Source organism: Nitrospirillum iridis, from assembly GCF_014205765.1.
Classification (GTDB): domain Bacteria; phylum Pseudomonadota; class Alphaproteobacteria; order Azospirillales; family Azospirillaceae; genus Nitrospirillum; species Nitrospirillum iridis.
This window is the reverse complement of sequence record NZ_JACIIZ010000009.1, coordinates 95,599-118,572: the sequence shown is the minus strand read 5'-3', so window position 1 is coordinate 118,572 and position 22,974 is coordinate 95,599. Positions and strand designations below refer to the sequence as shown.

Genomic DNA, 22,974 nt, shown 5'->3' with positions numbered 1-22,974 from the left:
ACATCGTCAGGCTGTCAGGAAATCCACCAAGGTCAGGGCCATGACCTCCGTCGCCTTGTATAGGTCGCTCAGCGGCAGGCGTTCGTCCGCGCGGTGGGCGTTGGCCTCCTCGATGGTGTGGGGGCCGGCGCCATAGAGCACGGTGGGGATGCCGGCGGCGGCGTAGTGCCGGGCGTCGGTGTAGATCGGCACGCCCTTGGCGGCCACCGGCTCGCCCAGGATGCGGCTGGCGTGGCGGCTGATCGTCTCGGTCAGGCGGTCGGTGCCGGCGATGGGCTTCAGCGGTTCGGCCAGCAGGATGCGGCGGACGGTGACCGTCGCCTCCGGCCGTTCGGCGGCCGCCGCGGCGATGACCTGGCGCAAGGTGGCCTCCACCGTGGCACCCTGCTCCTCCGGGATCAGGCGACGGTCCAGGCGGAAGGTGATGCGGTCGGGCACGACGTTGGTGTTGATGCCGCCGGAGATGAGGCCCACGGTCAACTGCGGGCTGCCGATGCCGGGCACGGCCGAGACGGTGGCGGCATAGCCGGCGCGATGCTGGTACAGCCAGCCGAGGATGACGGTCGCGGCCTCCAGCGCGTCGATGCCGGTGGCGGGCAAGGCCGCGTGGGCGGACTTGCCGCGCACCTCGACCTCCAGATGCAGGCAGCCGTTGTGGGCGGTGACGATGCCGTAGCTGAAGCCGGCGGACACGGCGTAGTCCGGCTTGCTCAGGCCCTGGTCCAGCAGCCAGCGGGGCCCGATCTCCCCGCCCACCTCCTCATCATAGGTCAGGTGGAGTTCCACCGTGCCGTTCAGGGCGGCACCCTGGCGGGCCAGTTCGTCCAGCGCCATCAGGGCGTAGGTGTAGGAGGCGAAGTCGGATTTGGAGACGGCGACGCCGCGCCCATACATCCAGCCATCCTTGATGGTGGCGGCATAGGGATCGACCGTCCAGCCCTCGCCCGGCGCCACCACATCGCCATGGGCGTTCAGCGCGATGGTGGGGCCGCCGGTCCCGAATGTCCGGCGCACGATCAGGTTGGTGGCGCTGATCATGCCGTTGGCCTTGACCAGGTCCTCCGGCACGGCATGCCGCTCCACCGCATAGCCCAGGCCCTCCAGCAACTGGGCGGCTCGGCCGGCATGGGGGGCGCAATCGCCCGGCGGGTTGTCGGACGGCACCTTGATCAGTTCCGCCAGGAAGCGGACCTGCTCCTCTCGCTTGGCCGTCAGGAAGGCGTGGACGGTGGCGCCGACATCGGTGGTCATGAAAGCGGTCCTTTGGCGGGGTAAGGAGCGATGGGGGAAACGGGCTCGAAACGGCGCAGAAAGTCCAGCAGCACGGCGACGGCCAGGTCGGCGTCGGGCCCCGTGATGCTTTCCGCCGGGTGGTGGCTGACGCCGCCCTTGCAGCGGACGAACAGCATGGCGATGGGGCAGAGGGCCGCCAGGGCCATGGCGTCGTGTCCGGCGCCGCTGGGCAGGCGGTGGATGGACAGGCCCGCCCTCGCCACCGCCTGGTCTAGCTGGCGCATCAGGCCCGGATGGCAGCGGGCGGCGGCGGCATCGTGGGTCTGCCGCAGTTCCAGGGTCACGCCGCGTCGCCCCGCGATGGCGGTCAGCGTCTCGGCCAAGTCGGCGGCGGCTTGGCGGCGGCTGTCGTCGCTGGGGCTGCGCAGGTCAATGGTGAAGGTGACCTGGCCGGGGATGACATTGATGGCGCCGGGCTTGGCCTCGATGCGGCCCACGGTGGCAACCAGGTCGGGCTCCGCCCCCCCGCGCGCTTCCACGGCCAGCACCATTTCCGCCGCCGCCGCCAGCGCGTCGCGGCGCAGGCCCATGGGCACGGTGCCGGCATGGCCCGCCTGGCCGGTGATGGTGACGGCGTAGCGGCTGGCGCCATTGATGGCGGTGACGATGCCCAGAGGCAGGTTCAGGCTTTCCAGCACCGGCCCCTGTTCGATATGCACCTCGACGAAGCCCAGCACCTTGGCCGGGTCCCGGGCCACGGCGTCCAGTCGGGCCGGATCACCGCCGAAGAGTTTCAGCGCCTCGCCCAAGGTAACGCCGTCGCGGTCGCGCGCGGCCATCGCGTCAGGCGCCAGGGTTCCCGCCACGGCGCGGCTGCCGGTCAGGGTGACGGGGAAACGCACGCCTTCCTCATCGCCAAATCCCAGCACCTCGATGGCGTAGGGCAGGCGCTCGCCCCGGCGGTTCAGCTCCGCCACGGCGGTGACGGCGGCCAGCACACCCAGGTTGCCGTCATACCGGCCGGCATTGCGCACCGTGTCGATGTGGGAACCCAGCAGCAGGGCGGGCTGGTTGGGTGCCAGGCCCTCATAGCGGCCGACAACGGTGCCGGCGGCGTCCACGTGCGCCTCCATCCCCGCCTCGCGCATCCAGATCAGCAACTGGTCGGCTGCCGCGCGGTGCTCCCGTGTCAGGTACAGGCGGGTCAGGGCCGGGGCATCGGCGCTGTGCCGGGCGAAGTTCTCCAGGCGCGCCATCAGGGCGGGGCCGAAGATACCGCTCATGGCAGCATCTCCCGCAGGCGCAGCAGCGCGATGCGCTCCACCTGGGCTGTCGCCGTGGCGAACTCCGTCTCCGTGTCGTTGTCCACGCGGCCCTCGAAGTTGGCCAGGATGGCGGCGCGGGTCAGGCCCCGCACCGCCAGGATGAAGGGAAAGCCGAAGCGCGCCTTGTAGGCGTTGTTCAGGGACTGGAAGCGGGCGAATTCCTCCGGCGTGCACTTGTCCAGCCCGGCGGAGGCCTGTTCCGCCGTGGAGTCCGCCGTCAGCTCGCCCCGGACGGCCAGGCGGCCGGCCAGGTCGGGATGGGCCAGCAGCACCCCCAGGCGCTCTTCCCGGCTGGCGGCGCGGAACGGGGCCACCAGGGCCGCGTGCAGGCCGTCCGCCGTCGCGGCGTCGGACGGCAGGCCGGCGTCCCAGGCCCGCGCCGCGATCCAGGGCGAATGCTCGAACACCCCGCCGAAGCGGGCGACGAAGGCCTCGCGGCTGTCGAAACCTTCGCTCATGCGACAGCGCCCTTGTACGGATGCCGGGCGTGCCAATGGCGGGCGATGTCGGCGCGGGTGGCGAACCACACGCCCTCGTGGCCCCGGGCATAATCCAGGAAGCGTTCCAGCGCCTGGATGCGGCCGGGCTTGCCCACCAGGCGGCAGTGCAGGCCCACCGACATCATGCGCGGCGTCTCCGCCCCCTCGGCATACAGGGCGTCGAAGCTGTCCTTGAGGTAGGTGAAGAACTGGTCGCCGGAGTGAAAGCCCTGGACCTGGACGAAGCGCATGTCGTTGCAGTCCAGGGTGTAGGGCACGATCAATTGCGGCCGGGTGCCGCCATCGCTGACCGCGACGTCCTGCCAATAGGGCAGGTCGTCGTCATAGGCGTCGGCGTCGTAGAGGAAGCCGCCATGCTCCGCCACCAGGCGGCGGGTGTTGGGGCTGGTGCGGCCGGTGTACCAGCCGACGGGCCGCGTGCCGCTGACCTGTTCCAGGATGGTCATGGCCTGGCGCATGTGCGCGGCCTCCTCCTCCGGGGACATGTACTGGTAGTTGATCCAGCGATAGCCGTGGCTGGCGATCTCATGGCCCTGGTCCACCATGGCGTGTATCACCGCCGGATGGCGTTCGGCGGCCATGGCGACGGCGAAGATGGTCAGGGGGATTTTCTGGCGCTCGAACAGCTTCAGCAGGCGCCAGACGCCGACGCGCGATCCGTATTCGTACAGCGATTCCATGGACATGTGGCGCACGCCCGGCAGGGCCTGGGCCGCCACCATCTCCGACAGGAAGGCCTCCGACGCGGCATCGCCGTGCAGCACGCAGTTCTCCCCGCCCTCCTCATAGTTCAGCACCAGCTGCACCGCGATGCGGGCCGCGTTCGGCCAGTCTGCCTGGGGCGGGGTGGCGCCGTAGCCGATCAGGTCGCGAGGATAATCCGCCGTCATGCCCGTGTGGTCTCCCGCCTGTATCACAGCCCTTAAGACGCATCATCGCCCGATAGGGTTGCCGCCGCGACCCTTAAAGGTCCAGCATAGGCCGCCAGCATATCGTGCGGGTTGCCGTGGGCGCCTTCCTGATTGTTTTGAAAGACTTTCCGGGGGTGGCTGGCTGACGGTGGGGTGGGACCCCATGTACCCTTTGTGCACAAGCGAGATCAGGGCGACGAACGGGCGGCGAATCATGAGTGCGGTCAAGGGCGCGGGCAAGGGCGACGGACGGCTGACAACCCATGTGTTGGACACCATGGCGGGCAGGCCAGGGGCCGGCATAACCGTGGTGCTGGACCGGCTGGGCGACGACGGCGGTCGCACCCGCGTGGCAGAGGCCCGCACCAACGCCGATGGCCGTTGCGACGCGCCCCTCTTGGCGGGGAACGACCTGGTGGCCGGCCGCTATGAGCTGACCTTCGCCGTCGGCGCCTATTTCCAGGCCGGGGGCGCCGCGCTGGCCGACCCGCCCTTCCTGGATGAGGTGCCCATCCGCTTCGCCATAGCGGATGCCGGCCAGCACTATCACGTGCCGCTGCTGATCTCGCCCTACGCCTACTCGACATACCGGGGCAGCTGATGATCATCGCCCCGGAATATCGCCGCACCGTCCGTTTCCTGCTGGGCGATGAACCGCGCGAACTGACGGACGTGGATCCGACGCTGACGGTGCTGGACTGGCTGCGCGGGACGGAGCGTCGCCTGGGCACCAAGGAAGGCTGTGCCGAGGGGGATTGCGGCGCCTGCACCGTGGTGGTGGGGCGCCTGGCGGACGGCACCGTGAGGTATGAGGCCATCAACGCCTGCATCCGCTTCCTGGCCACGCTGGACGGCTGCCAACTGCTGACGGTTGAACATCTGAAGCGGCCGGATGGCACCCTGCACCCGGTGCAGCAGGCCATGGTGGATTGCCACGGCTCGCAATGCGGCTTCTGCACCCCCGGCTTCGTCATGTCTCTGTACGCCCTGAACCGGGCGGAGGCCGCCCCCGATGAGCAGCGCATCGATGACGCCCTGGCCGGCAACCTCTGCCGCTGCACCGGCTACGCCCCCATCGTGGCGGCGGCCCGGCAGGTGCGCGACGGGGGGCGGGCGCCGGACCATATCGACGACGTCCTGCCAGCCGTTATCAAGGCCCTGACCGCTTTGGCCGACGACAAAATCGTGGAAACCGGCCGGGACGGCCGCCGCTTCCTGGCGCCGGCCACGGTGGATCAGCTGGCGGATCTGGTCCTGGCCCATCCGGACGCCACCATCGTTTCCGGCGCCACCGACGTGGGCCTGTGGGTGACCAAGCACCAGAAGGTGCTGCCGACGATCATCTACACCGGCCGCGTGGCGGAATTGGCGCGGATCCAGGACCGGGGCGGCGCCCTGGAATTGGGCGCCGGCGTCACCTTCACCGCCGCCAAGGTCGCGCTGGGCGCGCTGCACCCCGATCTCGATGAGCTGCTGCGCCGGGTGGGGGCGGAACAGGTGCGCAACGCCGGCACCATTGGCGGCAACATCGCCAACGGCTCCCCCATCGGGGACACCCCGCCGGCGCTGATCGCCCTGGGCGCCACTCTCACCCTGCGCCGGGGGCGGGAGCGGCGCACGCTGGCGCTGCAGGACTATTTCCTGGCCTATGGCAGGCAGGACCGGCGGCCGGGCGAATTCGTTGAAAGCGTGACGGTGCCCAAGCCGGGGCCCGGCGACCTGTTCGCCGCCTACAAAATCTCCAAGCGCTTCGACCAGGACATCTCAGCATTGTGCGCCTGCTTCCTGGTGACGGTGGATGGCGCCGGAATTGTCACCCGCGCCCGCCTGGCCTATGGCGGCATGGCGGGCACGCCGAAACGCGCCGACGCGGCGGAGGCGGCCTTGCTGGGGCGCCCGTGGGACGCGGCCGCCGCGCGCGATGCCAAGGCGGCCTTGGCCCGGGACTTCGCGCCGCTCAGCGATTGGCGCGCCAGTGCGGCCTATCGCCTGACGGTGGCTGGCAACCTGCTGCTGAAATTCCAGGCGGAGACGGCGCCTGACGCCCCGGCCACCCGCGTGCTGGCCCAGCGCGCCCACGGTTGCGACATCGCAAGGCTGGGGGTGGCCCATGCCTGATAGGAACCCCATCGACATCCCGGCCGCCGCCCGGCGCATCGACGGCGCCGTGCATGACAGCCGCCGGCACGAAAGCGCCCACAAGCATGTGAGCGGTGAGGCGCTGTATATCGACGACATCGCCGAGCCCGCCGGCCTGCTGCATGTACAGCTGGGCCTGGCATCCCGCGCCCATGCCCGCGTCCTGTCCATGGACCTGGCGGCGGTACGTGCCGCTCCGGGCGTGGTGGCGGTGCTGACTACTGTCGATATCCCCGGCGTCAACGATATCGGCGCCGGTCAGCGCCATGACGAGCCGCTGTTCGCCACCGATCTGGTGCAGTACCACGGCCATCCCCTGTTCGCCGTGGCGGCCGAAACCCGTGACCAGGCCCGCCGCGCTGCCCAGCTGGCCAGGGTGGAGTATGAGGCTCTGCCGGCCGTGCTGGACATCGCCGGTGCCCGCGATCCCGGCACCCTGGTGACCCCGCCCATGACCCTGCGCTTAGGGGATGCGGAAGCCGCGCTGAAGGCCGCCCCCCGCACCCTGTCCGGCCGCCTCACCATCGGCGGGCAGGAGCATTTCTACCTGGAAAGCCAGATCGCCTTGGCCATCCCCGGTGAGGATGAGGACGTGCTGGTCCACGTCTCCACCCAGCACCCCAGCGAGGTGCAGCACATCGTCGCCCATGTGCTGGACATCCCGGCCGGGGCGGTGACGGTGGAGGTCCGGCGCATGGGCGGCGGCTTCGGCGGCAAGGAGACGCAGGCCAACCTGTTCGCCGCCTGTGCCGCCCTGGTCGCCAAAAAGACCGGCCGCGCCGCCAAGCTGCGCCCCGACCGGGACGATGATTTCCGCATCACCGGCAAGCGGCATGATTTCGAGGTCGACTATCAGGTGGGCTTCGATGACCAGGGGCGCATCCTGGGCACCGACATGCTGTTCGCCGCCCGTTGCGGCTTCGCGGCCGACCTGTCGGGGCCGGTGACCGACCGCGCCCTGTTCCATGCCGACAACTGCTATTTCTACGGCAACGCCCGTATGGCGTCGCTACCGCTGAAGACCAACACGGTGTCCAACACCGCCTTCCGGGGATTCGGCGGGCCGCAGGGCATGGTGGCGGCCGAACGGGTGGTGGAGGAGGTGGCGTTCGCCACCGGCCAGGACCCCCTGGACGTGCGCAAGCTGAACTTCTACGGCACCACCGACCGCAACGTGACGCCCTACCACCAGACGGTGGAGGACAACATCATCGGCCCCCTGGTGGAGGAGCTGGAGGCATGGTCCGACTACCGGACCCGGCGCCAGGCCATCCGCGCCTTCAACGGTGCAAACCCCTACCTGAAAAAGGGCCTGGCCCTGACGCCGGTGAAGTTCGGCATCTCCTTCACCTTCACGCCCTACAACCAGGGCGGGGCGCTGATCCACATCTACACCGACGGCTCCATCCACCTGAACCATGGCGGGACGGAAATGGGCCAGGGCCTCAACACCAAGGTGGCCCAGGTGGTGGCGGATGAGTTCCAAGTGGATATCGGCCGCATCCGCATCACCGCCACCACCACGGGCAAGGTGCCCAACACCTCGGCCACGGCGGCCTCCTCCGGGTCCGACATCAATGGCAAGGCGGCGCAGAACGCGGCCCGCGCGCTGAAGGCCCGGCTGGTGGAATTCGCCGCCGGACATTGGGGCGTGGACGCGAGTGCGGTGGCGTTCACCGCCGATGGCGTGGCCGTGGGCGGCCAGCTGGTGGCATTCAAGGATGTGGTGAAGGCCGCCTATATGGGCCGCATCTCCCTGTCCGCCACCGGCTATTACAAGACGCCCAAGATCCACTGGGACCGGGCCAAGGGCCAGGGCCGCCCCTTCCTCTACTACGCCTATGGTGCCGCGGTGGCCGAGGTGACGGTGGATACGCTGACCGGCGAGTATGTCGTGGACCGCGTCGACATCCTGCACGACTGTGGCGACAGCCTGAACCCCGCCCTGGACAAGGGGCAGGTGGAGGGTGGATTCATCCAGGGCATGGGCTGGCTGACGACGGAGGAGCTGTGGTGGGACGCCCAGGGCCGCCTGCGCACCCATGCCCCCAGCACCTACAAGATCCCGGCCTGCGGTGACCGCCCGCGCCAGTTCAACGTCCGCCTGATGCGCAACAGCCCGAATGTGGAGGACACCATCCACCGCAGCAAGGCGGTGGGGGAGCCGCCGCTGATGCTGGGCATCGCCGTGCTGCACGCCCTGTCCGACGCCGTGGCCAGCGTGGCCGACCACAGGCTGTGCCCGCAACTGGACGCCCCGGCCACGCCGGAGCGGGTGCTGATGACCATAGACCGCCTGCGCGCCCGCGCCGCCGGATGTGAGGATGGCGCATGACCAGTTTGATTTCCCCCAGCAGCGCGCCCCTGTCCGCCACCCTGGCCGCCCGCGTCGCCCTGGGCGACCCCGTGGCCCTGGTCACGGTGGCGGAGGCGCGCGGCTCCACCCCGCGGGAGGCCGGCGCCAGCATGGCGGTGGGGGCGGATTGGCAAGTAGGCACGGTGGGCGGCGGCCGGCTGGAACATCTGGGCCTGGAAACCGCCCGCCGCCTGTTGGTGGAGGGTGGCGGCCCCGTGCGGCTGGATGTGCCCTTGGGCCCGGCGGTGGGCCAGTGCTGCGGCGGCCATGTCGTGCTGATGGTGGAGCGGGTGGATGAGGCGGTGCTGCACCATCTGCGCGCGGCGGAAACGACGGCGCTGGCCGGCCAGCCCTGGCTGATGCTGTTCGGCGCCGGCCATGTCGGCAAGGCCGTGGCCCGGGCGGTGGCGCCCCTGCCGCTGCGCCTGGTGTGGCTGGACAGCCGCGCGTCGGAATTCCCGCCCGACCCGCCGGCGGACGCGGACATCCGGATCGCGACCGATCTGCCGGCCCAGGTGGCGCTGGCCCCGCCCACCTCCGGCTATCTGGTCATGACCCATAACCATGACCTGGATTTCGCCATCACCGCCCAGGCCCTGCAGCGGACGGGGGCGGCCTATGTCGGCCTGATCGGTTCGCACACCAAGCGCCAGCGCTTCTCCCGCTGGTATCAGGCGCAGGGCTTGGATCCCGCCCACCTGAGGCGCCTGGTCTGCCCCATTGGCGCCGGCCTGTCCGGCGACAAGCGGCCGGAGGTCATCGCCGCCCTGACGACGGCCGAGGTGCTGGTGGCGCTGATGCGCCGCGCGCCGGAGACCACGGTGATGATGGGCGACACATCCGGGGTCACCGACCGGTGATCTACCTGGACCACCTGGCCAGCACGCCGCTGGATGCCCAGGTGCTGGCGGCCATGCTGCCCTGGTTCCAGGCCGACCATGCGGGCAACGCCCAATCCGCCCACCACCATCCCGGCCGCGCCGCCGCCCGCGCCATCACCCAGGCCGCCCGCGCCGTCGCCGCCCTGGTGGACGCGCCGCCGGACGCCGCCGTCACCTTCACCCCCAGTGCCAGCGAGGCCAACCGCCTGGCCTTGGCCGGCCTGGCGCCGGCGGACGCGCCCCTTCTGGTGTCATCCATCGAGCATGACAGCGTGCTGCGCCAGGTGGAAGGCCTGCGGGCCGCCGGGCGCCATGTCGCCTGGGTGCCGGTGGATGGCCAGGGCGTGATCCGGCTGGACGCGCTGGAGCGCGCCTTGGCGGAAGCCGGCCGCCCGGCCGTGCTGTTGCTCATGGCGGCGAACAACGAGGTCGGCAGCCTCCAGCCGCTGGCGGCGGTGGCCGACCTCTGCCGCCGCCATGGCGCGCTGTGGCACTGCGACGGGGTGCAGCGGGTGGCGACGGGGGCATTGCCCCTGGGTGGCAAGGATCGTTCCGGCCCCGATATGATCACGCTGTCGGCCCATAAGCTCTATGGGCCGCAGGGCGTGGGCGCCCTGGTGGCGCGGGCCGGGCTGGCGCCGGCCACGCCCTGGTCCTGGGGCACGCCGCCCACCGCCCTGATCGTCGGCTTCGCCGAGGCCGCCCAGCTGGTGCTGGAACGACGGGCGGCCGATGCCGCGCGCTTGGCGGCGCTGACCGCGCGGCTGTGGGCGGGGTTGGTCCAGGCCGTCCCCGGCATCGTGCGCAACGGCCCGGCGGAAGGCTTGCCCGGCTGCCTCAACGTCACCTTGCCGGGCGTGGACGCGGCCGACCTGCTGCTGGACCTGCCCGATCTCGCCCTGTCCACCGGGTCCGCCTGCCGCTCGGCCGCCGGCCAGCCGTCCCACGTGCTGACGGCCATGGGCCTAGACGCCACCGCCGCCTTCGGCGGCCTGCGCTTCGGTCTGGGCCGGGGCACGACGGATGCGGAAGTGGACCGGGCGGTGGCGTTGATCGCGGCGGCCGTGGCGGCGCGCTGAATCCGCTTTAAAGTGGTTTTTGAAGGTGTTGCCGATACGGGGACGCTGGCGCACAGGCCCCGTGGCCCGTAGCCTTGTGCGGTTGCGAAAACTTAATTGTTTGTCGTGTGATTCACGCCGCCGGCGATGCCGCCCGCGCCGATCACACTTTGGCCGGGAACAGCGGGGCGCCATGGAGTTCATTTTCTGGGAATGGGTCAACTTGGCGGCGCGCTGGCTGCACATCGTGGCGGCCGTGGCCTGGATCGGATCCTCCTTCTACTTCATGGCCTTGGACGCCAGCCTGCGCCAGCGGCCCCACCTGCCACAGGGGGTGCAGGGGGAGGCGTGGCAGGTCCACGGCGGCGGCTTCTACAACATGGTGAAATACCTGGTGGCCCCCGGCCAGATGCCGGCCGACCTCACCTGGTTCAAGTGGGAGGCCTACACCACCTGGCTCAGCGGCTTTTTCCTGCTGGTGGTGCTGTACTACCGGGGGGCCGACCTGCTGCTGATCGACCAGTCGGTCATGGCGCTCAGCCAGGGGCAGGCCATCGGTCTCAGCGTCGGCCTGCTGGCCGCCGGCTGGATCGTCTATGACCTGCTGTGCCGCTCGCCCCTGGGTCGGCACAACGGCGCCCTGGCGGGCGTCGGCTTCGTCTTCCTGGTGGCGGCCTGCTGGGGCACGACGCACGTCTTCAGCCCGCGCGGCGCCATGCTGCAGATGGGCGCGCTGATCGGCACCATGATGGTGGCCAACGTCTTCCTGCTGATCATCCCCAACCAGCGCAAGGCGGTGGCGACCTTGCTGGCCGGCGGCACGCCGGACCCGTCGCTGGGCAAGGCCGCCAAGCAGCGCTCCATGCACAACAACTATCTGACCCTGCCGGTGGTCTTCCTGATGGCCGGGAACCATTATCCGCTGACCTACGCCACCCGCTACAACTGGGTGATTTTCGCTGTGGTTCTGGTGGTGGGCGCCGTCATCCGCCATTTCTTCAATACCAAGCACGCTGGCAAGCCGGTGCCGTGGTGGGCCTGGGGGGTGGCCGCCGCCGGTGTCCTGCTGGCCGCATGGCTCAGCGCGCAAGGCTCCGCCGACGGTGGCCCCGCCGCCAGCGCCACCCCGCCCGCCGTCACTTTCGCCCAGGCGCAGGAGGTGGTGATGAACCGTTGCGGCATGTGCCACACGGCGGCCCCGGTGTGGGACGGCATCAACGCCCCGCCGCATGGCGTCATCCTTGACAATCCTGGCGATATCCTGCGCCATGCCGCCGATATCCGGCGCCAGGCCGCGCTCAGCAGCGCCATGCCGCCCGGCAACGTCACCCTGATCACGCCGGCGGAGCGGGCCATCCTGGCCGCCTGGTCCGCCAGCGCCGCCGACCCCCACATGGCGTCGGCGACCCTCCCATAGTTTGGGCCCGTAACCAGGATAATTCTCATGGCTTTCACCCCCGGCACCACCGCCCTGCGCGGCCGGATCCTGACCTTCCTGCGGGCACCCGAGGCCCCGGGCGACCGCGACAGCTACACCTACATCGCCGATGGCCTGGTGGTGGTGAGCGATGGCCGCATCACGGCGGTGGGGGAGGCGGCGGCGCTGCTGTCCACCCTGCCGGTGGGCATGAGCGTGGAGCATTACCCCGACAGCCTGATCCTGCCGGGCTTCATCGACACCCATATCCACTTTCCGCAAACCCAGGTCATTGCCTCCTACGGCGCGCAGCTGCTGGATTGGCTGGAGAAGTACACCTTCATCGCGGAACAGCGGTACGCCGACCACGCGCACGCCGCCCGCAACGCCCGTTTCTTCCTGGATGAACTGGCGCGCAACGGCACCACCAGCGCCGTGGTCTACGGCAGCGTCCACCCCGGTTCCGTCCAGGCCCTGTTCCATGAGGCGGAGGGGCGCGGCGTGGGCCTAGTGGCGGGCAAGGTGATGATGGATCGCAACGCGCCCACCGCCCTGACCGACACCGCGCAGACCAGCTACGACCATTCCAAGGCGCTGATCGGCGCCTGGCACGGCGTGGGCCGTCAGCGCTATGCCGTCACCCCCCGCTTCGCCATCACCTCCACGCCCGGGCAGTTGGAGGCGGCGGGCGCCCTGCTGCGCGAACACCCCGGCGTCTACATGCAGACCCACCTGTCGGAAAATCTTGAGGAGATCCGCGAGGTGGCCCGCCTCTACCCCAAGGCCCGGGACTATCTGGACGTCTATGACCGCTTCGGCCTGCTGGGCGACCGTTCCCTGTTCGGCCATTGCATCCATCTGAGCGAGCGGGAAATGGCGCGGATGCATGAGACGGCGTCCATCGCCGTGTTCTGCCCCACCAGCAACCTGTTCATCGGCAGCGGCCTGTTCGACCACGCCGCCCTGGAAAACCCTGCCCGGCCGGTGCGTATGGCCCTGGCGACGGACGTGGGCGGCGGCACCAGCTATTCCCTGCTGCAAACGGCGGGGGAGGGGTACAAGGTCCTGCAACTGCGCGGCCAAAGCTGGCCGGCGCTGGCCGCCTTCGACCTCATGACCCGGGGCAACGCGGCGGCCCTGGGGCTGTCCGACGACATCGGCCAGATCGCCCCCGGCCGCTACGCCGACCTTGTGGTGCTGGACCCCTCATCCACCCCCGCCATGGCCCACCGCCGCGAGGCCATCCAAGGCGATTTGGAGGAGGAGCTGTTCCTGCTGATGACCTTGGGCGACGACCGCGCCGTGCGCGCCACCTACATCCAGGGCCGGCGGGCGCATGATCGGGATTCTGTGGTGATCTAGGCGGGCTTGTGCGAGGATGTGTACATCCGAACACCGCAGTGTCTATATTTCTGAGGAGGGGCTTTGATGTCCAACAGCACGACGTTGACCGTCCGGCTGAAGCCCGAGGTCAAGGACCAGCTTGCGGCCCTTTCCGCGCAGACCAATCGCACCCGCTCCTACCTGGCGGCGGAGGCCATCGCCGACTATGTGGCGCGCGAAATCGCGCTGGTTGAGGGCATACAGCGCGGCTTGGCGGATATCGAGGCGGGGCGCTTGGTGCCGCACGACCAGGCGATGGATGAGTTGGACGCGGCGATTGAGGCCGTGGCACGGGGCCAGGGTTGAAGCGGCCGGTCGTCTGGTCCAGGGACGCCCTGGACGAGTTGATCGGAATCGTCCGCTATATCGCGCAGAACAACCCCCAGGCCGCGCGCAGGGTGGCGGCCGCGATCCGCACCACCGGCAACGCCCTCGGGCAACGGGCGTTGGGCCGCAAGGGACGGGTCACCGGCACCTATGAAAAGGTGGTGACGGACCTGCCCTATATCATCGCCTACAAATTTGTCGCCGACCCGGCGGGTGGCGAGGCTCTGGTGATTTTGCGCATCGTTCATACGGCCCGCGACTGGGCAGCGGAGACTTGGCCGGATGTCTGACGGACGTCAGGGCTGGCTGGTGTCGGCGGCCTCCGCTTTGCATAGAGGGCGGCGCCCCTCTGGATTTGGGGCGACCATTGGGGGGATGGGGTGATGGCCCTGCTGGAAAACATGCGGGTGTTCGTGCGGGTGGTGGACCTGGGCAGCCTGTCGGCGGCCGGGCGGAACCTGCGCATGTCGCCGGCCCTGGTCAGCCACCGCATCCAGCAGTTGGAGGCGCATTTGGGCGCCCGGCTGCTGAACCGCACCACCCGCCAGCTGCAGGCGACCGAGACCGGCCAGGTCTTCTACCAGCATTGCCTGGAGGTGCTGGAGGCGGTGGAACGGGCGCACAGCAGCATCGCGGCGGAGGGCGGCGCCCCCTCGGGCAGCGTGCGGGTGACGGCACCCCTGGGCTTTGGCCGGCGGGTGCTGGGGCCGCTGGTGCCGGAGTTCCGCGCCGCCAACCCCATGGTGGATGTGCGCCTGCGCCTGTCCGACCATCTGCTGGACCTGCTGCGCGAGTCCGTGGACATGGCCATCCGCATGGCCACGCTGAAGGACAGCAGCTTCGTCGTGCGCAAGATCGCCGACCTGCGCCGGGTGCTGGTGGCGGCCCCCCGCTATCTGGAAGCGCGCGGCCGGCCCAAGGCGCCGTCCGACCTGCTGGAGCATGACTGCCTGTTGCTGCGCTTCCCCGGCACCCAGCAATACCGGTGGACCCTGACCTCGCCCGCCAAAGGCGATGGCGGGACGGGCGAGGGCAAGGCCACCAAGCTGGCCATCGCCGGCCCCATGGACGCCGACGATGGCGACGTGCTGACCCGCTGGGCCCTGGATGGCCAGGGCATCGCCCTCAAGCCCTTGTGGGAGGTGGCGGATGAGGTCAAGTCCGGCGCGTTGGAGATCGTCCTGCCCGACCACCCGCCGGAGCCGGTGCAACTGGCCATCGTCTATCCCCATCGCACCATGCTGCCGGCCAAGGTGCAGTCATTGTCCGATTTCCTGGTGCCCCGGGTGCGCGGCCAGCTGGCCGCCAGCCATCCCGACGCGCTGCTGTGAGGGGGCCCGCGCCCTTAGGCCCCGACCGGGGCCGCCGGAACTTTCCGGGGAGCGTAGCGGACGGGAAAGTGAGGACAAGCCGAGCCGGCGGATGCCGGCGCCCGGCGTCTGAGGGGGCCGAAGGCCATACCGAGTACGTCAAATGACGTATGGGGCCTGCCTATCTTTTGAGCGCACATCGGCGGGCGCCCAAATTCTGGGCGATGGCCTTTGCCCAGAGGCACAGCCGTGCCATGCTGGCCCGAATGGTTAATATCTGGCATGGCGGTTGCGATCGCCGGGCCGGCGAAGCGGCAAGGGTGGCCTGGGGATGATGCGGCGGGACGACGGATGGACAGGGAACGGTGGGTGTCATGCCTGACGCCGCCGGCGCCCTGCCCGTGGACACCGCCCCACCGGCCACCCGGATGCAGCGCCTGCAGGGTCGCGTCATCCTGGGCGTGAAGGCGGATGAGCATGGCGTCACCCGCCTGGACCGGCTGTACCAGTCGGGATCCGCCCGCCTGCGCCTGCCCAAAGGGCCGGATCTGGAAGGCGTGCTGATCAACACCGGCGGCGGCTTGACCGGCGGCGACGTGCTGGAGACGGAGGTCTTGGTGGCCGCTGGCGCCCGCGCCACCGTCACCACGCAGGCCGCCGAGAAGGTCTACCGTGCCAGCGCCGGAGAGGCCCGGGTGCTGAACCGTCTCAGCGTCGCCGGCCGGCTGGACTGGCTGCCCCAGGAAACCATCCTGTTCGACGGCGCGCGGCTGTGCCGCCGGCTGGAGGTGGACATGGCGGACGGCGCCACCCTGCTGGCGGCGGAGGCCATGGTCTTCGGCCGTACCGCGCGGGGGGAGCGGGTGACGCACGGCCTGTTCCGGGATGAATGGCGCATCCGCCGGGGCGGGCGCCTGGTCTATGCCGATGCCGTGCGGCTGGCGGGCGATATCGACGCCCAGCTGGCCCGCGCCGCCGTGGCCGGCGGGGCCTGCGCCACCGCGTCCTGCCTCTACGTGGCGCCGGACGCGGAGGCGAGGGTTGAGGCGGTGCGCGCGGTGCTGCCCCGGACGGACGGTGTCAAGGCCGGGGCCAGCGCCTGGAACGGCCTGCTGGCCCTGCGCCTGGTGGCCCGCGACGGCCAGGCCCTGCTGCGGGCGCTGGCGCCCATGATCGAACATTTGCGCGGGCTGCCGGTGCCGCGCGTCTGGCGTTGTTGAGGGAGCATCCATGAACCTGACCCCGCGTGAGAAGGACAAGCTGCTGATCGCCATGGCCGCCATGGTGGCGCGCCGCCGCCTGGAACGGGGCGTGAAGCTGAACCATCCCGAGGCCATCGCCCTGATCACCGATTTCGTGGTCGAGGGTGCGCGCGACGGCCGCCCGGTGGCCGACCTGATGGACCAGGGCGCCCATGTGGTGGGCCGCCACCAGGTGATGGAGGGCATCGCCGAGATGATCCACGACGTGCAGGTGGAGGCCACTTTCCCCGACGGGGTGAAGCTGGTCACCGTCCATAACCCGATCCGCTGAGGCGCGCCCATGACCCTGATCCCGGGACAGATCTTCACGCCTGAGGGCGAGATCGAGCTGAACGCCGGCCTGCCCACGGTGACGCTGGACGTGGCCAACACCGGCGACCGCCCCATCCAGGTGGGCAGCCATTTCCATTTCTTCGAGACCAACGCGGGCTTGAGCTTCGACCGGGAACAGGCCTACGGCCGCCGGCTGGACATCCCCGCCGGCACGGCCGTGCGGTTCGAGCCGGGACAGACCCGCACCGTCACCCTGGTGCCCTATCGCGGCGCGCGGACGGTTTACGGCTTCAATGCGAAGGTGTCTGGTCCGTTGGCCGTTCAGACGACAAGGGGGGGCAACTGATGGCCGTGAAGATCAGCCGCGCCGCGTACGCGGACATGTTCGGCCCCACCGTGGGCGACCGGGTGCGCCTGGCCGACACCGACCTGATCGTTGAGGTGGAGAAGGACCTGACCACCTATGGCGAGGAGGTGAAGTTCGGCGGCGGCAAGGTCATCCGCGACGGCATGGGCCAGTCGCAGGCGACCCGTGCCCAAGGGGCGGTGGACACCGTCATCACCAACGCCCTGATCATCGACCACTGGGGCATCGTCAAGGCCGACGTGGGCCTGCGCGACGGCCGCGTCCACCATATCGGCAAGGCTGGCAACCCCGATGTCCAGCCCGGGGTGGACATCATCGTCGGCCCCGGTACGGAGGTCATCGCCGGCGAGGGCAAGATCCTCACGGCCGGCGCCATCGACACCCATATCCACTTCATCTGCCCGCAGCAGATCGAGGAGGCGCTGATGTCCGGCGTCACGACGATGCTGGGCGGCGGCACCGGCCCGGCCACCGGCACCAACGCCACCACCTGCACGCCCGGCCCCTGGCACCTGGCCCGCATGATCGAGGCGGCGGAAGCCTTCCCCATGAACCTGGCCTTCGCCGGCAAGGGCAACGCCGCCCTGCCCGCGGCACTGGAGGAACAGGTGCGGGCGGGGGCCGCCGCGCTGAAGTTGCACGAGGACTGGGGCACCACGCCGGCCACCATCGACACCTGCCTGGACGTGGGCGACCGTTTCGACGTGCAGGTGATGATCCATTCCGACACCCTGAACGAGTCCGGGTTCGTGGAGGACACCATCGCCGCCTTCAAGGGCCGCACCATCCACGCCTATCATACCGAGGGGGCGGGCGGCGGCCACGCGCCGGACATCATCAAGGTCTGCGGCCTGGCCAACGTCATCCCGTCCTCCACCAACCCCACGCGGCCTTACACGGTGAACACGGTGGATGAGCATCTGGACATGCTCATGGTCTGCCATCACCTGGACCCCAACATTCCGGAGGACGTGGCCTTCGCCGAAAGCCGCATCCGGCGCGAGACCATCGCGGCGGAGGATGTGCTGCACGATCTGGGCGCCCTCTCCATCATCTCCTCCGACAGCCAGGCCATGGGCAGGGTGGGCGAGGTGCTGATCCGCACCTGGCAGACGGCGCACAAGATGAAGGTGCAGCGCGGCCGGCTGCCCGAGGAGACGGGCGAGAACGACAACGCCCGGGTGAAACGCTACATCGCCAAGATCACCATCAACCCCGCCATCGCCCATGGCATGAGCGCGCATGTGGGATCCATCGCCAAGGGCAAGCTGGCCGACCTGGTACTGTGGTCGCCAGCCTTCTTTGGGGTGAAGCCCGACCTGGTGCTGAAGATGGGCACCATCGTGGCCGCCCCCATGGGCGACCCCAACGCCAGCATCCCCACGCCCCAGCCCGTGCACTACCGCCCCATGTTCGGCGCCTATGGCAAGGCGGTGCGGCGCTCCGCCGTCACCTTCGTCTCGCAGGCGGCCCTGGATGATGGCTTGGGCCAGCGCCTGGGCCTGGAAAAGACGTTGCTGGCCGTCACCAACACCCGGGGCGGCATCGGCAAGGCCGCCATGGTGCACAACCATGCCACCCCGGTGGTGGAGGTGGACCCGGAAACCTATGAGGTGCGGGTGGACGGCCAGATCGTCACCTGCGAGCCCGCCGACGTGCTGCCTATGGCGCAGCGCTATTTCCTGTTCTGAAGGATGCCCGACGTGAGTGACATGCCCCCCCCGGCTGGCGTGCCCAAGGCCCACATCGTCCTGCCCGCCGGCCACTGGGACACGGCCAAGCAAGCCGGCACGGTGACGCTGGACTTCGACCACCGCAGCCGCCGCCGGCTGCGGCTGGAGCGGGACGATGGGCAGGGGGCGGTGATGCTGGACCTGCCCACCCCCCGCCATATCCGCGACGGCGACGGCCTGGTGCTGACCGGTGGCGGCATCGTGGCGGTGAAGGCGGCGCCGGAAGATCTGATCGAAGTGCGGTGCGAGGCCATCGGCGACCTGTTGCGCATGGCCTGGCACATCGGTAACCGCCACATCCCGGCGGAGCTGCGCGGCGACCGGCTGCGCATCCGCGCCGACCACGTGCTGGCCGACATGCTGACCGGCCTGGGGGCCATCGTCACCCCCGTCTCCGCCCCCTTCGATCCCGAGGGTGGGGCCTATGGCGACAGCCCGGCCGGCGGCGGGCATGGTCATGGCCATACGCACGATCATGCCCATGGGCATGACCATGGGCATGATCATTCCCACGGGCACAGCCATGGCTGAGGATGCTCCGCTGGCCGACGCGGGCGGCGTCTACCGCCTCATGACCTGGCTGACCGCGTCCTTCCCGGTGGGCGCCTTCTCCTACAGCCATGGCCTGGAATGGGGGGTGGAGGACGGCACCATCCGGACGGTGGACGCCCTGGTCGGCTGGCTGGATGATCTGCTGAGCCTGGGGTCCGGCTGGAACGACGCCGTGCTGGCGGCGGCGGCCTGGCGGGCTTCGGCGGCCGGGGACTGGCCGGCGCTGGCGGCGGTCGCCGATCTTGCCGCTGCCCTGACGCCCACGGCGGAACGGCGGCTGGAAACCCTGTCCCAGGGGCGGGCCTTCGCCGTCGCCATCGCCGCCGCCTGGCCGTGCGCGGCGGTGGACCGCCTGCGCCAGGGGGGTGCGGACCTCGCCTATCCCGTGGCGGTGGGTGCGGTGGCCGCCGGCCATGGCCTCAGCCTGGGCGCCACGCTGCTGGGCTATCTGCATGGCTTCGTCGGCAACCTGGTGTCGGCGGCCCTGCGCCTGGTGCCGCTGGGCCAGACGGATGGGCAGCGGGCGCTGGCCCGCCTGGAGCCGCTGGTGCGGACCACGGCCGGGCACGCGGCGGCCACCACCCTGGATGATCTGGGCGGGGCGGCCTGGGTGGCCGACATCGCCTCCATGAACCACGAGACGCAATATACGAGGTTGTTCCGCTCATGACCGCTTCCCCTGTCGGCACGTCCCCCCACGGCCCCTTGCGCGTGGGGATCGGCGGCCCCGTCGGTTCCGGCAAGACGGCGCTGATGGAGGCGCTGTGCAAGCGTTTCCGCGACATCTACAACATCGTCGCCATCACCAACGACATCTACACCAAGGAGGACGCGCTGATCCTGACGCGCGTCGGCGCCCTCGATCCTGAGCGCATCCTGGGGGTGGAGACGGGCGGCTGCCCCCACACCGCCATCCGAGAGGACGCCTCCATCAACCTGGCGGCGGTCGATCAGATGAACGCCAAGTTCCCCGGATTGGACGTCATCCTCATCGAATCCGGCGGCGACAATTTGGCCGCCACCTTCAGCCCGGAACTGGCCGACATCACCATCTACGTCATCGACGTGGCAGCGGGGGAGAAGATCCCGCGCAAGGGCGGGCCGGGCATCACCCGCTCCGACCTGCTGGTGATCAACAAGATCGACCTGGCCCCCCTGGTGGGCGCCAGCCTGGAGGTGATGGACAGCGACACCAAGCGCATGCGGGGTGAACGCCCCTACGTCTTCACCAACCTGAAGACGGCGCAAGGGCTGGACACCGTCGTCCGCTTCATCGAGCGCGCCGGCGGCCTGGCCGCCTGAGTTTCACGAACCGAATACAACAGGGGACCCAACCATGACCCTTCGCCGCTTCGCCCTGCCCGCCCTGGCCACCGCCCTCGCGCTGGTGCCCGCCGCCGCCTTGGCCCACCCCGGCATGCCCGGCCACACCCACGGCTTCACCGACGGCCTGGCCCATCCCTTTGGCGGATTGGACCATCTGGCCGCCATGACGGCGGTGGGCCTGTGGGCGGGACAGCAAGCCAAGGGGGGACAGGGGGACCGTGCCGTCTGGCTGTGGCCCCTGGCCTTCCTGGCCCTGCTGGTGGCGGGGGCCGTCGCCGGCGCCAATGGATTGGCGGTGCCGGGTGTGGAGGGGGGCATCGTCCTGTCGGTGGTGGCCCTGGGTTGGCTGACCGCCTTCGGCGCCCGCCTGCCGCTGGCGGCCGGTGCCGCCCTGATCGCCACCTTCGCCTTCTGCCATGGCGCCGCCCATGGCGTGGAGATGCCGGCGGATGCCGACGGCCTGAGCTACGGCCTGGGCTTCGTCACCGCCTCCGCCGTCCTGCATCTGGCCGGTGTCGGCCTGTCGCGGCTGGCGGAGCGCAGCGGGCTGCGCCTGGCGCCGCGTTTGGCGGGCCTGGCCATGGGCGTGGCGGGACCGCTGCTGCTGTGGGCGTGAGGGTGGCCATGCGGGTGGGGCTGGTGGGCGGGGTGTTGGCTGTCGCCCTGATACCACCGGCCCAGGCGGCCGACGCTTGTCGCTGGTCGATGGGTCTGGCCAAGGCTGGCATCGTCTGTGGTGACAGCTTGGAGATGTCCATCATGGCCATTTCTTGCGAGGATCAGCCGTTGCGCCTCTGGCTGGAATCAGATTGCAGTGCCGCGACCTGTGCTGTGGCTTTGCGTTTGGACGGCCGGCTCGTGCCTGTGGGGCAGGCTCAGCGTATCGACGACGGCATGGGCGGTATGGATCTCCCGGTGCCACCCAATTCCACTCTGCTGGCTCGTCTGCAAAGGGCCCATCGCTTGGCCGTCCGTATAGGCCGACGCTGGACGCCGACACTCACCACTGCGGGCCTAGGGCCGGCGATGGCGGCGTTGAGAGCAGTGTGCGTGAGGCCATAAGCGGCGGCACGAGGCCTCTTAGCACGCGACTCCCACCGCGTAGAAATGGTTGTCCAGCGGGGTGCGGACCTCATAACCATACGGGCAGGCCAAGTCGGTGTGCTCAGCCCTCGCCTTCCAGGTGGCTGACCGTCGCTCCGGCGGTAGCGTCACCTCGTCGCTCTCGTCATAGACCAGGCTGGTGGAGGCGACGATGAAGCCGCCCCAGCCGACGACCATCAGCTTGGGTGCGCCGGTATCGGGCAGGGCGCGGATCTGGGCCAGATAGTCCCGGCGTTCCAAGGCGAAATGCAGGTGGTCCCCCAGGGTCCGGGCTTTCCCAAGGACCAGCCTGGGCTGGAACACCGTCACCATGAAAGCCAGGGGCAGCACCGCCAGCGACCAGGCGCGCCGGGGTTGGTTCCGGTGACCCGCCCGGATGGACAGGAAGACCGCGGCCAGGGTGACCCCGCACCACAGGATCATCAGCAGCAGAAGGCAAAGGGCGTCGACGGGCGCCTCCCCGATCAGCAGGGCGTGGATCAGCACCAGGCAGAGGAAGGCACCGGCCAGGAAGGCGGCAGGCCAGAGGGCGGGGCGGTCGGGGGCGTTGGTGGTGGTCATGCGGCGGCTCGGGCGGCGGATGGATGATCGCCACGCTACCCGCGCTCAGCCTGCCCCGGTCGCGCATTTCCCCAGCAGGATTTGTGCAAGGCCCCAGGCCCGCCGCCGCGCCTGCCGCCGCTTTTGGACCGATCACACCCTACGGGTTCGGCTTGCCGGGTTGGGGGGCGCCAGCCTGTTGGGGCGGCCGGTTTTTCTCCACGGAGTCGATGGCCAGGGCGAAGCCTTCGCGCAGTTCCGCCCGGCTCTTCCGGGCGACGGCGTCCCACTGGTCTTTGGGGATGGTTAGCGGCTGGGCCGGGCCGTTGTCACCGGCCTCCAGGCCATGGCGCATGGCGCCCAGCCCGTGCAGGGCGATCCACCGGTGATCATAGTCGTAGGGCGTGGTTTCATCCCATGTGATCACGCGTTCCATTATGGCGCGGAGCTTGCCCGTGTCATCGAATTGCGCCCGGCGCAGTTCCGGCGGCATCGTCGCCATCAAGGCGCCGACACCGGCCCCGGCGCTCCGATCCGTGCACAGCCGGGCATCGAAGGTGGCGCGCAGCCGGCCGGCGTTCAGCCAGAAGATGGCGCCGTCGAGATCGCCCTGCCGGTACAGGAGCTGCGCCAGGGGAAAGAAAACCACAGGCGGATACTTCTGCGGCTGCCGCTGGATGGTGGCGACCAGCGCGTCGTTCTCATGGCCCTGCGTCGCGGCCAGGGTTTTTACCAGGTCGACGGCCTCGCGCGTGTCGATCTCCGCATATTCGTTGGACGCGCCGGCGGCGGTGACCGGAAGCGGGGCCATCACGACGGCGGCCAGGGCCAGGAGCCCGCTTAGGCGGGAGCGCGCGACGTGGGACCAGATCGTCATCGGTTCAATATCCTGTGGATCCTGTGGCGGGGGTTGGTGGCTTCCGGGCCCAGACCGCCAACATAGCCGGGAATGTCTGCGGCGCGAAACATGGTTCCCC

The 22,974-nt window shown here is 69.9% G+C and carries 24 protein-coding genes; 18 read left to right on the top strand and 6 right to left on the bottom strand.

Going from position 1 to position 22,974, the window contains the following annotated elements; translation table 11 throughout:
* Nucleotides 1-6: 6 nt before the first annotated feature.
* Genes FHS74_RS16705 through puuE form a run of 4 tightly spaced genes read right to left on the bottom strand, consistent with a single transcriptional unit; the run spans nucleotide 7 to nucleotide 3,948 of the window.
* Entirely contained in the window at nucleotides 7-1,251 is a 1,245-nt protein-coding gene (locus FHS74_RS16705; RefSeq protein ID WP_184802575.1) for a M20/M25/M40 family metallo-hydrolase, read from the bottom strand.
* The gene (locus FHS74_RS16700; protein ID WP_246463186.1) at nucleotides 1,248-2,516 is read right to left on the bottom strand and encodes an allantoate amidohydrolase; all 1,269 of its coding nucleotides are present in this window, start codon (nucleotides 2,514-2,516) and stop codon (nucleotides 1,248-1,250) included. The genes FHS74_RS16705 and FHS74_RS16700 overlap by 4 nt, the downstream gene beginning before the upstream one ends.
* Nucleotides 2,513-3,016 carry a 2-oxo-4-hydroxy-4-carboxy-5-ureidoimidazoline decarboxylase gene (gene uraD, locus FHS74_RS16695; RefSeq protein ID WP_184802574.1) on the bottom strand — a complete coding sequence of 168 codons (504 nt, stop codon included), beginning with the start codon at nucleotides 3,014-3,016 and terminating at the stop codon, nucleotides 2,513-2,515. The genes FHS74_RS16700 and uraD overlap by 4 nt, the downstream gene beginning before the upstream one ends.
* On the bottom strand, nucleotides 3,013-3,948 hold the full coding sequence (gene puuE / locus FHS74_RS16690) for an allantoinase PuuE (protein WP_184802572.1): 936 nt from the start codon (nucleotides 3,946-3,948) through the stop codon (nucleotides 3,013-3,015). Before puuE ends, uraD begins: the two co-directional genes overlap by 4 nt.
* A 235-nt stretch (nucleotides 3,949-4,183) precedes the next feature.
* Here puuE and uraH point away from each other — a divergent pair, with 235 nt between their 5' ends.
* From uraH to FHS74_RS16600, 18 genes are all read left to right on the top strand, one after another.
* The gene (uraH, locus tag FHS74_RS16685) at nucleotides 4,184-4,570 is read left to right on the top strand and encodes a hydroxyisourate hydrolase (protein WP_184802570.1); all 387 of its coding nucleotides are present in this window, start codon (nucleotides 4,184-4,186) and stop codon (nucleotides 4,568-4,570) included.
* Nucleotides 4,570-6,087 (top strand): xanthine dehydrogenase small subunit, encoded by a 1,518-nt coding sequence (xdhA, locus tag FHS74_RS16680; RefSeq protein WP_184802568.1) that lies wholly within the window; start codon nucleotides 4,570-4,572, stop codon nucleotides 6,085-6,087. The genes uraH and xdhA overlap by 1 nt, the downstream gene beginning before the upstream one ends.
* Complete coding sequence (gene xdhB, locus FHS74_RS16675; protein ID WP_184802567.1) at nucleotides 6,080-8,443, top strand: xanthine dehydrogenase molybdopterin binding subunit; 2,364 nt, start codon at nucleotides 6,080-6,082, stop codon at nucleotides 8,441-8,443. The genes xdhA and xdhB overlap by 8 nt, the downstream gene beginning before the upstream one ends.
* Complete coding sequence (xdhC, locus tag FHS74_RS16670; protein WP_184802566.1) at nucleotides 8,440-9,324, top strand: xanthine dehydrogenase accessory protein XdhC; 885 nt, start codon at nucleotides 8,440-8,442, stop codon at nucleotides 9,322-9,324. Before xdhB ends, xdhC begins: the two co-directional genes overlap by 4 nt.
* Nucleotides 9,321-10,424, top strand: coding sequence for an aminotransferase class V-fold PLP-dependent enzyme (locus tag FHS74_RS16665; RefSeq protein WP_184802565.1), 1,104 nt, complete (start codon nucleotides 9,321-9,323; stop codon nucleotides 10,422-10,424). Before xdhC ends, FHS74_RS16665 begins: the two co-directional genes overlap by 4 nt.
* Before the next feature lie 172 nt (nucleotides 10,425-10,596).
* Nucleotides 10,597-11,820, top strand: a complete 1,224-nt coding sequence (locus FHS74_RS16660; RefSeq protein WP_184802564.1) for a urate hydroxylase PuuD — start codon at nucleotides 10,597-10,599, stop codon at nucleotides 11,818-11,820.
* Between the two features lie 27 nt (nucleotides 11,821-11,847).
* On the top strand, nucleotides 11,848-13,182 hold the full coding sequence (gene guaD, locus FHS74_RS16655) for a guanine deaminase (protein ID WP_184802563.1): 1,335 nt from the start codon (nucleotides 11,848-11,850) through the stop codon (nucleotides 13,180-13,182).
* Nucleotides 13,183-13,248: 66 nt separating this feature from the next.
* The gene (locus FHS74_RS16650; RefSeq protein ID WP_184802562.1) at nucleotides 13,249-13,509 is read left to right on the top strand and encodes a CopG family ribbon-helix-helix protein; all 261 of its coding nucleotides are present in this window, start codon (nucleotides 13,249-13,251) and stop codon (nucleotides 13,507-13,509) included.
* On the top strand, nucleotides 13,506-13,820 hold the full coding sequence (locus FHS74_RS16645) for a type II toxin-antitoxin system RelE/ParE family toxin (protein WP_184802561.1): 315 nt from the start codon (nucleotides 13,506-13,508) through the stop codon (nucleotides 13,818-13,820). Before FHS74_RS16650 ends, FHS74_RS16645 begins: the two co-directional genes overlap by 4 nt.
* Nucleotides 13,821-13,913: 93 nt before the next feature.
* Nucleotides 13,914-14,861, top strand: a complete 948-nt coding sequence (locus FHS74_RS16640) for a LysR family transcriptional regulator (RefSeq protein WP_184802560.1) — start codon at nucleotides 13,914-13,916, stop codon at nucleotides 14,859-14,861.
* Between the two features lie 353 nt (nucleotides 14,862-15,214).
* Entirely contained in the window at nucleotides 15,215-16,060 is an 846-nt protein-coding gene (locus FHS74_RS16635; RefSeq protein WP_184802557.1) for an urease accessory protein UreD, read from the top strand.
* A 10-nt stretch (nucleotides 16,061-16,070) separates the two neighbouring features.
* Complete coding sequence (locus FHS74_RS16630) at nucleotides 16,071-16,373, top strand: urease subunit gamma (RefSeq protein WP_184802555.1); 303 nt, start codon at nucleotides 16,071-16,073, stop codon at nucleotides 16,371-16,373.
* Between the two features lie 15 nt (nucleotides 16,374-16,388).
* Nucleotides 16,389-16,721, top strand: a complete 333-nt coding sequence (locus FHS74_RS16625; RefSeq protein ID WP_184802834.1) for an urease subunit beta — start codon at nucleotides 16,389-16,391, stop codon at nucleotides 16,719-16,721.
* Entirely contained in the window at nucleotides 16,721-18,433 is a 1,713-nt protein-coding gene (gene ureC / locus FHS74_RS16620) for an urease subunit alpha (protein WP_184802553.1), read from the top strand. The genes FHS74_RS16625 and ureC overlap by 1 nt, the downstream gene beginning before the upstream one ends.
* Nucleotides 18,434-18,454: 21 nt before the next feature.
* Nucleotides 18,455-19,006 carry an urease accessory protein UreE gene (locus FHS74_RS16615; protein ID WP_211106363.1) on the top strand — a complete coding sequence of 184 codons (552 nt, stop codon included), beginning with the start codon at nucleotides 18,455-18,457 and terminating at the stop codon, nucleotides 19,004-19,006.
* A complete protein-coding gene (locus tag FHS74_RS16610) occupies nucleotides 18,933-19,697 on the top strand; it encodes an urease accessory protein UreF (protein WP_246463185.1) in 765 nt (254 codons plus the stop codon). The genes FHS74_RS16615 and FHS74_RS16610 overlap by 74 nt, the downstream gene beginning before the upstream one ends.
* A complete protein-coding gene (gene ureG, locus FHS74_RS16605; protein ID WP_184802551.1) occupies nucleotides 19,694-20,329 on the top strand; it encodes an urease accessory protein UreG in 636 nt (211 codons plus the stop codon). The genes FHS74_RS16610 and ureG overlap by 4 nt, the downstream gene beginning before the upstream one ends.
* A gap of 34 nt (nucleotides 20,330-20,363) precedes the next feature.
* A complete protein-coding gene (locus FHS74_RS16600; RefSeq protein WP_184802549.1) occupies nucleotides 20,364-20,969 on the top strand; it encodes a HupE/UreJ family protein in 606 nt (201 codons plus the stop codon).
* A 464-nt stretch (nucleotides 20,970-21,433) separates the two neighbouring features.
* Here FHS74_RS16600 and FHS74_RS16595 read toward each other — a convergent pair whose 3' ends face one another.
* Both FHS74_RS16595 and FHS74_RS16590 read right to left on the bottom strand, forming a co-directional pair.
* A complete protein-coding gene (locus tag FHS74_RS16595; RefSeq protein WP_184802547.1) occupies nucleotides 21,434-22,018 on the bottom strand; it encodes a hypothetical protein in 585 nt (194 codons plus the stop codon).
* Nucleotides 22,019-22,157: 139 nt separating this feature from the next.
* A complete protein-coding gene (locus FHS74_RS16590) occupies nucleotides 22,158-22,874 on the bottom strand; it encodes a hypothetical protein (protein WP_184802545.1) in 717 nt (238 codons plus the stop codon).
* Nucleotides 22,875-22,974: the final 100 nt, after the last annotated feature.